Below are 9,666 nucleotides of genomic sequence, written 5' to 3'. Positions count from 1 at the left end.
CGGGTCGTAGCCGAAGACGGTGGGCATCACCGGCAGGGCGAAGAACTCGGCGAGCGGCGAGTCCGCGCACGGCCCGAGGATGTTCGCGAACCGCACCTGCTGCGGTGTGTATTGAAGGTGCACGGCCCCTCCAGGCGTCTCACGGTCCGTCCCTGCGCGGCGGCGCACACAGTAGAACGTGTTGCAAGAATCCGGAAGGGCCGTGCCGTGGTGGGTGCCGGACGGGCCGTGGCCGTGTGGGCTATCGGCCGGCGTACACGGCGTCGATGAGGGCCATTTTGCGCGGGTCGTCCGCGATGTGCGGGCCCATGCGGTTCATGACGTACCCCATGGCGATCCCCGACTCGGGATCGGCGAGACCGCACGAGCCGCCGAAGCCGTCGTGGCCGAACGCCCTCGGATTGGGCCCGTACGAACCGTTCTTGCCACTCAGCCAGAGTCCGAGGCCGACCTCGGTCTCGCGCTCGAAGCCCGCCCCCAGCACCAGGTCACGGCAGGCTCCCTGACCCTCACGCACGCGCTCCGCCGCCTCCGGAGTCAGGACGCGGTGGCCGCCGATCCTGCCGCGACCCGCGAGGATTCCGTACAGCGCGGCAACGGCGCGGGCCGTGCCGTGGCCGTTCGCGGCGGGAATCTGAGCGGCTCGCCAGCCCACCGAGTTCGCGATCCCCGCCCCGACGGCCGGATTGGCCAGGGCGGCGATCGCGACGGGCTCCAACTGGGCGAAGAGTGCCGCCTGTTCGCCGCGCTCGCCGGCCGACGGAGGCACCAGTTCGGCCACCCGCCGGTCCTCCTCCCGCGGCAGGCCGATGGTGAAGTCGATCCCGAGCGGCCCGGTGATCTCCTGCCGCAGGAACTCGCCCGGCATGAGGCCGGTGATCCTGCGCAGCAACTCGCCGACGAGGTGCCCGTACGTCATGGCGTGGTAGCCGGAGCGTGTGCCCGGCTCCCACCACGGTTCTGTGGCCGCAAGCCGTGCGCAGGTCAGCTCCCAGTCGTAGAACTCCTCGAGCGAGTGCGGCTCACGCAATCCTGCGAGACCCGCCCGATGGGACAGCAGATGGCGCACGAGGACGCCCTCCTTGCCGGCCGCCGCGAACTCGGGCCAGTAGCGGGCGACCGGCGCGTCCAGGTCGAGGAGACCGCGGTCGGCGAGCAAGTGGGCGCAGAGCGCGGTCGGACCCTTGGTCGTGGACCACACGTTCACCAGCGTGTCCCTCTCCCAGGGGCGGGTCCGGGTGCCGTCGGCCCAGCCGCCCCACAGGTCGACGGCCTTCTCGCCGTCGACCAGGACGGTCACGGCGGCACCCAGCTCTCCCCGCTCCCGGAAGTTCTCCTCGAAGGCGGCACGGACCGCCGAGAACCGCTCGTCGCAGTGGCCTTGGATCGTGATGGGTTGCTCCGCCATGTCCGGCAAACCTCCGTCGCCTCGTCCCGCCCCGCCACCCGGCCCCAGTGAACATACCGACTGGTCGGACCGACCGGGAAGGGGGCGTGCTGCGCATCTTCGCGGGTGAGCGAGGATGGACCCGGAAGATCCTGACCGGAAGGACGAATCGATGGCCCTCGGCGACCCGGACCTGCCGCACGAGAACTCAGGTGCGCTGGGCGACGACTCCGTACTCCTGCGCACCGAGGGCCGCGCCGGGTACATCACGCTCAATCGCCCCCGCGCCATCAACGCTCTCACGCACCCGATGGTGCGCGCCGTCCACGCCGCACTCGACGCCTGGGAAGGTGACGAGGCGATCGACGTCGTGGTCATCGCCGGCGCGGGCGAGCGCGGGCTGTGCGCCGGCGGCGACATCCGCGCCATCCACGACGACGCCCGCGGCGGCGGGCGCGCGTCGGTGGACTTCTGGCGGGACGAATACCGGCTCAACGCACGTATCGCGCGCTGCACGAAGCCGTATGTGGCACTGATGGACGGCATCGTGATGGGCGGCGGCGTCGGTGTGTCCGCCCACGGCAGCGTGCGGATCGTCACGGAACGATCCGCCGTCGCCATGCCGGAGACCGGGATCGGCTTCGTCCCCGACGTCGGCGGCACACACCTGCTGGCACAGGCACCCGGTGAACTGGGCACGCACCTTGCGCTGACGGGCGACGCGGTCGGTGCGGGCGACGCTCTGCTGCTGTCGCTCGCGGACCACTTCGTGCCCTCCGACCGGCTTGCCGACTTCACCGCGTCCCTGGCCACGGTGCACGCGGCCGAGGCGGTACGGCGCCACGAGGCCGCGGCGCCCGAGGCGGAGCTGGCCGCACACCGCGACTGGATCGACCACTGCTACGCCGCCGACACGGCCGAGGAGATCGTCGGCCGGCTGTCCTCCTGCGGAGAGACCGCCGCCAAGGCGGCCGCGGAGACGATCCTCATGCGCTCCCCCACCGCCGTGAAGGTGACGCTCGCCGCGATCCGCCGCGCCAGGGCGCTGGGAAAGCTCGAGGCGGTCCTGGAGCAGGAGTTCCGCGTCTCGTGCGCGGCGCTCTCCTCGCACGACCTGGTCGAGGGCATCCGCGCGCAGGTCGTCGACAAGGACCGCAGTCCGCGCTGGTCGCCGACCGCCCTCTCGGACGTCACCGACGCCGAGGTGTCCCGGCACTTCGCCCCCCTCGCAGACCGCGAGCCGGGGGCGGCGCGCGGGCTGGGGCTCGAGGGCTGACGGCGCCGCGCAGACCGCGAGCGGGGGCGGCGCGCGGGCTGGGGCTCGATATCCGACGGCGCCTCCCGGCTGCGCAAGGGCGGCGCCTCGCGTCTCGCGCCGCGGGAAACCGTCATCGCGGGGGACGGAGCAGCAGCAGCGCGATGTCGTCGCCGCGGGTGGGCGCCTCGGTACGGTCGCCGATCAGGCTGTCCGCCAACGCTTCCAGCGGCTGGTCGGCTCCCCTCTCAAGCCGTCCGGCCAGCTCGGCCAGGGCGTCGTCGATGTCGGCGCCGGGCGTCTCGATCAGCCCGTCGGTGTACAGCACCAGCACGGACCCGGGCAGCAGCGGAATCCCGGTGGTCGGGTAGAACGACGACCGATCGATTCCCAGCAGGGGGCCGCCCGTGAGGTCGAGGACGTGGACCCGGCCGTCCGGATCGCGCAGTAGTGGTTGCGGGTGGCCCGCTCGGGCGAGCAGCACACGGTGGTGGGGCAGGTCCAGATGCAGATAGACACAGCTGGCCAGCAGTTCGGCGTCGAGATCGATGAGCAGCCGGTTGGTACTCGACAGAACCCTGCCGGGCGGCTGCCCGACCGCGGTGTACGCCCGCACCGCGGTGCGTACCTGCCCCATCAGGCCGGCGGCGGCGACGTTGTGGCCCTGTACGTCGCCGATGACGGCGGCCGCCTCGGCGTGCACCGCCCCGCGGAACAGGTCTCCTTCGGCGCTGCCGCGCATCAGGTCGTAGAAGTCGCCGCCGATGTCCATGCCGTGCGTTCCCGGCAGATAGCGTGCGGCGACCTCGAGCCCGGGCAGCCTCGGCAGCGAGTGCGGCAGCAGCGCGGACTGGAGGCCGTGGGCGAGACGGTGCTTCGTGTCGTAGAGGCGGGCCCGCTCCAGTGCCTGCGCGATCAGCCCGCCGAGACCGGTGAGCACGGCCCGCTCGTCGGTGCTGAACCTGTGCGGCTGCGCGTAGCCGAGGACGCAGGTGCCGACGGGGCGCCCGGAGGCGATCAGCGGCAGATACGCCCATGCGGCCATGCCGTCCGGGGTGGCGACACGCGCCGGGTACAGGCGCTCCAGTTGCTCACGCGTCTCGAAGAACGACGGGACGCCGGTCGCCAGCGCATGCGCGCCGGGCGTCCGGGCGGTCAGCAGCATGCCGTCGAAGCGGTCGACGACCCTCGGATCGTCGTAGCCTCGCTGCCCAAGAACCCGCAGCCGGCCGCCGTCCGGCCCCAGCATGACCAGAGCGCTGCTTCCGGCGGCGGGCATGATCTCGTCGGCGACCAGCTCGACCACGTCGGAGACACCCACGGCCTCCGTCAGGGCGCTCGCCAGATCGAGTAGTTGGGAGATGGCCACCAGGCGGACGGGCCGGCCCCAGGGGCCCCCGACCACCGGCGCGTCCGGCGGCACGTCCTGCGGCGCGTCCCGCCGAGCCCCGAGTGGTGTGTCCTGCGCCGTGGCGTCGGCCGGGGTGACCTGGACACTGATGCCGCTCCTGCTGGGATGGAGCCGGAACAGCAGCCAGTCCTGCGGAGGGCGCAGCGCCACGAAGGACGTGCTGTGCTGGCTCAGCATGGCCGCGCGGTAGCGGTCCTCGATGGCCGGGTCGTTCAGCCAGGGCAGCGTCGTCCACAGGGTGCTGCCCAGCAGCTCGGTCACCTGTGCACCGACCAGCTCCGCCATGGCCGCGTTGGCGAAGGTGACCCGGCCGTCGACGTCCAGAGCGCACATGCCGTCGGGGACACGGGTCACCATCTGCACGGCCTCGACGGCGCCGCGGGTGCCCGCCCTCGCCGCTGTGCCGAGGAAGTCGGGCTCGTGAACGACGTCGTGGCCCGTCGCGGCCGCCCGCTGGAGCCGCAGCGCGAGGCGGTCGCAGGCAGCGATCAGGTGGGCCCGCTCCCCGGCCGAGATCTCCGGCGGGTGCGAACCGGGCCACGTGACGAAGACGGCGCCGTACACCCTGTCCGCCGTGGCCACGGGCAGCGCGGCGAGCGCGAAGTGGTAGGGCAGGACGACGGAGATGCGGGGGTACCGCCTGGCCATGTCGTCCTCCCCGGGAACCCAGATGAGCCGCCGATCGCGGACGGCCTCGGCGACGGGGAGGGGCGCGGTGAGCGCGACGCGCTCCCAGGGTGCCGCGAAGGCGCGCGGCAGGCCGGCCATGACCGCCATCTCGAGCACCTGCCGAACCTCCGACAGCAGGTAGATGGCACCCGAGTGGGCCTGGACGTCGTCCATCATCCCGGCGAGTGCGAGCGAGAGGAGGGGGTGAGAGCCCTCGCCCCCTCCGTCCGGTGGTGCGGAGCCGGAGGCGACCTGATCGGACATGGGACCACCTCCTCCGCACAGCTCACGGTCAAGGCTGCCCGCTGCGGGCGCATCCCGCACGACGAAGGCGGTGCCCTGGCCCTTGCCCTGCCCGGGGCGCTTCCGTGCAAGCGGCCCCGGAACCGTCAGGGAAGGAGCGCGCCCCTTCCCTGACGGTTCCGGCTCACGCCGCCCGGTCGCGGGCGGTCACCACGCTCGTGCGCACCTCCGTCGTCGTGCCGTTGACCGTCACCGCCAGGGTGAACGCGCCCGCGCGCAGCGCGGTGACGCGGCCCGTGGCCGGGTCGAAGGCCGCGACGTGGCGGCCCCGCGCGGAGTCCGCCGTGCCGATGTGGAGGTTCGGCGAGCCCGTCCAGTCGGCGCTGACGGGGAAGGCCACCGGTACGCGTCGCGTGCCCTGGACGACGGTCGCCTGCGCATCGCCCCTCTCGCCCGGCCGCAGGACGACGGGCGCGTCCAGCAGGAGCGTGTCGACGTGCGTGCGGGTCTGGACGGAGATCCAGTCGGGCCGTGCCTCCCACGGCGCCCGGCGGGCGGCCGCCTGCTCGGCGTGCGAGATGCCGTCGATGCCCACGAGCGACCAGCCGGTGAAGCCGCCCTCGTCGGCCGGCCCGGCAGGGGTCTTGCCCGAGTTGCCGTTGACGAGGTAAGGCACGCCGTCCACGTGGGCGGCATGGAAGACGCCGACGTGGCTGCCGATCATCCCCGCGCCCTTGCCCGTCGTGCGGCGGAACTCCGCCAGCCAGTCCTCGAGCAGTGCCGCCTCCTTCCGGTCGCCGAGCCGGCTGCCCTGCTGGACGGTGGGGTCCCGTGGCGGGACGTGCTCGATCACCATGACGGATCCGACGCGGGGGTCGCCGGCCGCCGCGTCGAGCTGTGCGCGGAGTTGCACGATCTGGTCGAGGCCGCCTCCGCGGAGGCTCAGGCTGGACGTGTCGAGGGTGATGAATCGGGTGCCGCGGTGGTCGAACGTGCGGTGGGCGGGGCCGAATTCGGCGACGAAGTTGTCGATCTCCCCGCCCATCACCTCGTGGTTGCCGGGCACGTAGTACCAGGGCAGTTCGTCCCCCAGCTCCTCGGTCAGCACGCGCCGTGCGAACGCCAGGTCGGCGGGTGAGCCCTCGTCGACGAGGTCGCCGTTGACCACGAGGAAGTCGGGCCGCGCCGCCCTGATCTCCCGCAGGGTCCGCCGGGCCTGCGCGACGATCGGGCTGTCGGGGGCACGGGCGACGAACTGCGCGTCGGACATCACCGCGAATTGCCAGTCCCGCCGCTCTGTCGTGGCCGCGGGGTCGATGAGCGGGTCGACGACGGCCGGTGGTTCCGGCAGGTCGACCGCGGGCGGCACCTGCGCGTCGAGGCTGTCAATGACGATCTGCCCGGTGTACTGCCTGTTCGCGGCGGTCTCCGCGAGATAGAACCGGTGGACGGACAGCGGCGTCGCAGCACCTTGCGGCACGAGGAACTTCACCTGTTGCCAGCCGGTCCAGGTGATGTAGGGCCCGCGCAGCAGCTGGTCGGACCCGGCGGCGTCCTTGAGGTGCAGGGTGGGCCAGGCTCCGTTGCCGTCGCCCTTGATCCAGATCGTGAAGGACTGCGGCTGCCCGTCGACGGCGATCCGCTGCGGCGGGTTGACGTACGCGGCCCTGGTCGCGGTCGACTGTGTGAAGTCGTAGGTGAGTTGGAGGCCGGTGCCGTCGTGTCCGTCCGGGGTCGCCGCGACGGAGCCGCTCGCGCGGGCCTGGCTGAAGGTCCAGGACGCCGCGTCGTCGAATCCGGTCACCGCCTGTTCGGCGAGGCCGACGCTCACGGCGAGGGTCGTGGTCACACCCGCGGCGGTCGCGGTGATCCGGCCGGCCGTGCTTCCTCCGGTGCGCGCGCTGACGGTGAACGAGCCTCTGCCGTCGTCGCGGATGTCGAACAGGGCGTGATCGTAGTCGAGTCGTACGTCGCCGGGCTCGATCGGCGCGCTGTTGCCCTGGGCGTCGAGGCCCAGGATGCCGAAGCTGCCGGCGGCGTCCGGGCCGGCGAGTGAGACGCGGCGAGTGGTCGGCTCGATGCGAGCCAGGTCGTCGAGGACGGTGAGCCGGATGCCGCCGTGGGCGCCGGCGCGTTCGGCACGGATGTCGGTCGTTCCGCTGCGCCGCGCCCGGAAGACGCCGTCGGGGTCGACACTGCCGACAAAGGGGCGCAGGGAGCGCCAGCGCGGGTCACCGGCGGCGGGACCGTACGTCTCGTCGTAGCCCGCGGCGGTCAGTCGTCGGGTCAGGCCGGGGAACACCCGTTCCGGGTGGCCTCCCTTGACCGGGTCAACCGTGGGCGCGTCCGCCGCCGGGACCTGGGTCTCGACCCAGTAGCCGCGCAGCTTGCCGCTGCCCTCGGGAGCGGTCAGGGCGAGGCCGTTGGGAACCTCGCGCTCGCTGCCGTCGGAGGGGCTGTTCTCCACGTGGAGTGTGTCGCTGCCCGGTTCGCGGGCGACGAGCGTCGAAGAGCCGCCGCCGTCGAGGTTGAGGGCGTTGTGCGCGCCGGCCTTCACCATCATCAGGCCGAGCTCGGTGAGGGTGACTCCGCCGCTGTCGGCCTGCCGGCCGTCGACGGTGATGATCTGCATCGCGCGGCCGTCCGCGGAGAATCCGACGGCGGTGCGCGGCGCGGCGGTGTTGTTGCCGGTGCCGTCGTGGTTCTGCGCGACGCCGTCGACGACGAGGAGTTCGCGGCCGCCGACGGCCGTGCGCGGCACCGGCCCTCCGTCCGTGCGCGGCCGGTACGCCATCTCGACCGGATCGCCGGGCCGCAGCGCCGAGAGGACGGCCGCCCCCGCCTCGCGGCCGACGAGCACGGTGGCGCCGGCCTCAATGGGGCCGGTACCGGGCCGGTCGAGCACGGTGACGACCTTGCCGTCGCGTACGACGGCCTCCGCGACGGGGGTCGCGGCGTCGACGGTGAGGGCCCGGTCGGCCTCGCCCCAGGCCGAGGTGTAGGCGCCGATGCCGCCCGCGGGGACGTTGGCGGCGTTGTACGCGCCGAGAGCGTGCTGCCCGCCGGGGACGGTGAGTGTGCCGTCGAAGTACAACTGCAGGACGCGGCCCGCCCCGTCGGGTCCGATTCCCACGGCGCGGCCTGCGCCGGGGGCGGGTGAGTGCGTGAGGGCGCCGTCCTTGATGCCCGGGCCCAGCGGGGCGCCGGTCTGGTTGATGTCGAAGAAGTCGGCGTTGACGGCGGCGACGGTGCGCCTGCCCTCGCCCGGGTCGTGGTGGGCGGCGAGTTCGGAAACGCTGCGTCGGTCGGCGACCTTGCCGGACGACAGGTAGTCGGCCTGTATCCCGCTGCCGCCGAGGTCGACGGCGAGCGTGTCGACACGCAGCCACTTGTCGGCTTCGAGCCGGTCGTACGAGGTGAGCCGGACGCCGGGGGCGATCGGCCGTGAGCTTCTGGCGGTCTCGATGCCGTCAGGGTCGGCGACCGCGACCTGGCCGCTGCCGGAGTCGCTGGCGGGCGGCGGGGCGATGGGTCGCAGTATCTCGGCGGACTTCCGCGGCGGCGGGACGGGTGGGGGATCGGCGACTGCGGGGGCGGTGGCCCCTGCCGTGAGTGCGGAGAGCGCCGCGACCAGCACGACGGTGTGTCTTGCTCTGCCAAGGCCCACAAGTTCTCCTGAAGGACGGCTGGTTGAGCACGTAGTAAGCGCTGTCGGCGGACAGCATCGCCGTGCGGGGAGGATCGCGCCAGAGGGTCGGAGTGAAGGACGGAGTAACAGCGAACGTCCTGATCATCCTGGCGCGACCTGCCTCCCGACTCCGTTGTCACCACGCCGACCGTGTGTGTCGCCCCCGCCGTTCGGCGCAAGAAATCTGAAACAATTCACGATGCGAGACGTTGCCCATCGGATATTGACGCGGCCGGAATTGACTGCCAGTCTCTCTTTCGTGAGTCAAGCCGAGATTCTCGTATCGCGCCTGCACGTCGATCTGCGACGTCACGCCAGCGCACTCTGTGCCGCCGGCCGCTGAAGCGCGCACCGCTGACTCCTCTCCCCGTACACATGCAGCCCTGAACAGGGCCGACACCCGTTGCCCTCGGGGCCGTCGGGCGTTCGGCCGGGCGCGGGGCGGGTACGCCGTCGCGGCGGCGCGACGACACCGAGCAGGATTCCGGTTCAACCGTTCCTGCCCGTTCACCTTTCCCATTCCCCCGAATTACCGCCCCCTGCTCGGATTGCATCGCCTCCGCGTTGTGCGGTCCTTGCGCAGCCATTGAAGGAATTCGACGTGCACCACATATCCCGACGCGGCTTTCTTGCGCTCTCCGGCCTTTCCGCACTGGCGGTCGCCGGCTGTGGCACGGCGAGCGGAAGCGGCACGCGGAACACCACGACGCTGCGCTACCAGGGCTGGGCCGGTCAGGTCACTCCGGCCGAACTCGCCGCCGAGCTCGGCTATTTGGAGGATCTGAAGCTGGAGTGGGTGGGCAACACGACCAGCGGTCCGCAGGACATCCAGTCCGCCGCCTCCGGCCAGATCGACTTCGGCGGCGCCTTCAACGGAGCCGTCGTCAAGCTCGCCGCCCGCAAGGCGCCCGTCAAGGCCGTCATCAGCTACTACGGCTCCGACAAGGCCGCCTACAACGGCTTCTACGTCACCCGGTCCAGCCTCCTGCGCTCCCCGCGCGACCTGATCGGCA

The 9,666-nt window shown here is 72.3% G+C and carries 5 protein-coding genes; 2 read left to right on the top strand and 3 right to left on the bottom strand.

The window, feature by feature from the left end; all coding sequences use genetic code 11:
• Window positions 1-241 precede the first annotated feature (241 nt).
• Complete coding sequence (locus ABZ070_RS32580; RefSeq protein WP_356639195.1) at window positions 242-1,408, bottom strand: serine hydrolase domain-containing protein; 1,167 nt, start codon at window positions 1,406-1,408, stop codon at window positions 242-244.
• Between the two features lie 196 nt (window positions 1,409-1,604).
• On the opposite strand from ABZ070_RS32580, the gene ABZ070_RS32575 reads away from it, so the two are divergent.
• On the top strand, window positions 1,605-2,663 hold the full coding sequence (locus tag ABZ070_RS32575) for an enoyl-CoA hydratase/isomerase family protein (protein WP_356639197.1): 1,059 nt from the start codon (window positions 1,605-1,607) through the stop codon (window positions 2,661-2,663).
• 112 nt (window positions 2,664-2,775) lie between these two features.
• Here ABZ070_RS32575 and ABZ070_RS32570 read toward each other — a convergent pair whose 3' ends face one another.
• Window positions 2,776-4,986 carry a SpoIIE family protein phosphatase gene (locus tag ABZ070_RS32570; RefSeq protein WP_356639193.1) on the bottom strand — a complete coding sequence of 737 codons (2,211 nt, stop codon included), beginning with the start codon at window positions 4,984-4,986 and terminating at the stop codon, window positions 2,776-2,778.
• Window positions 4,987-5,149: 163 nt separating this feature from the next.
• Window positions 5,150-8,632, bottom strand: coding sequence for a phosphodiester glycosidase family protein (locus ABZ070_RS32565; RefSeq protein WP_356639191.1), 3,483 nt, complete (start codon window positions 8,630-8,632; stop codon window positions 5,150-5,152).
• A 622-nt stretch (window positions 8,633-9,254) separates the two neighbouring features.
• Here ABZ070_RS32565 and ABZ070_RS32560 point away from each other — a divergent pair.
• A partial coding sequence (locus ABZ070_RS32560; RefSeq protein WP_356639189.1) for an ABC transporter substrate-binding protein occupies window positions 9,255-9,666 on the top strand: 412 nt, incomplete at its 3' end.

The sequence above is a fragment of the Streptomyces sp. NPDC006283 genome (assembly GCF_040613325.1).
In the GTDB taxonomy this organism is placed as follows: domain Bacteria; phylum Actinomycetota; class Actinomycetes; order Streptomycetales; family Streptomycetaceae; genus Streptomyces.
Note: the sequence above shows the minus strand (reverse complement) of the source record. Positions and strands in the feature narration are given on the sequence as shown.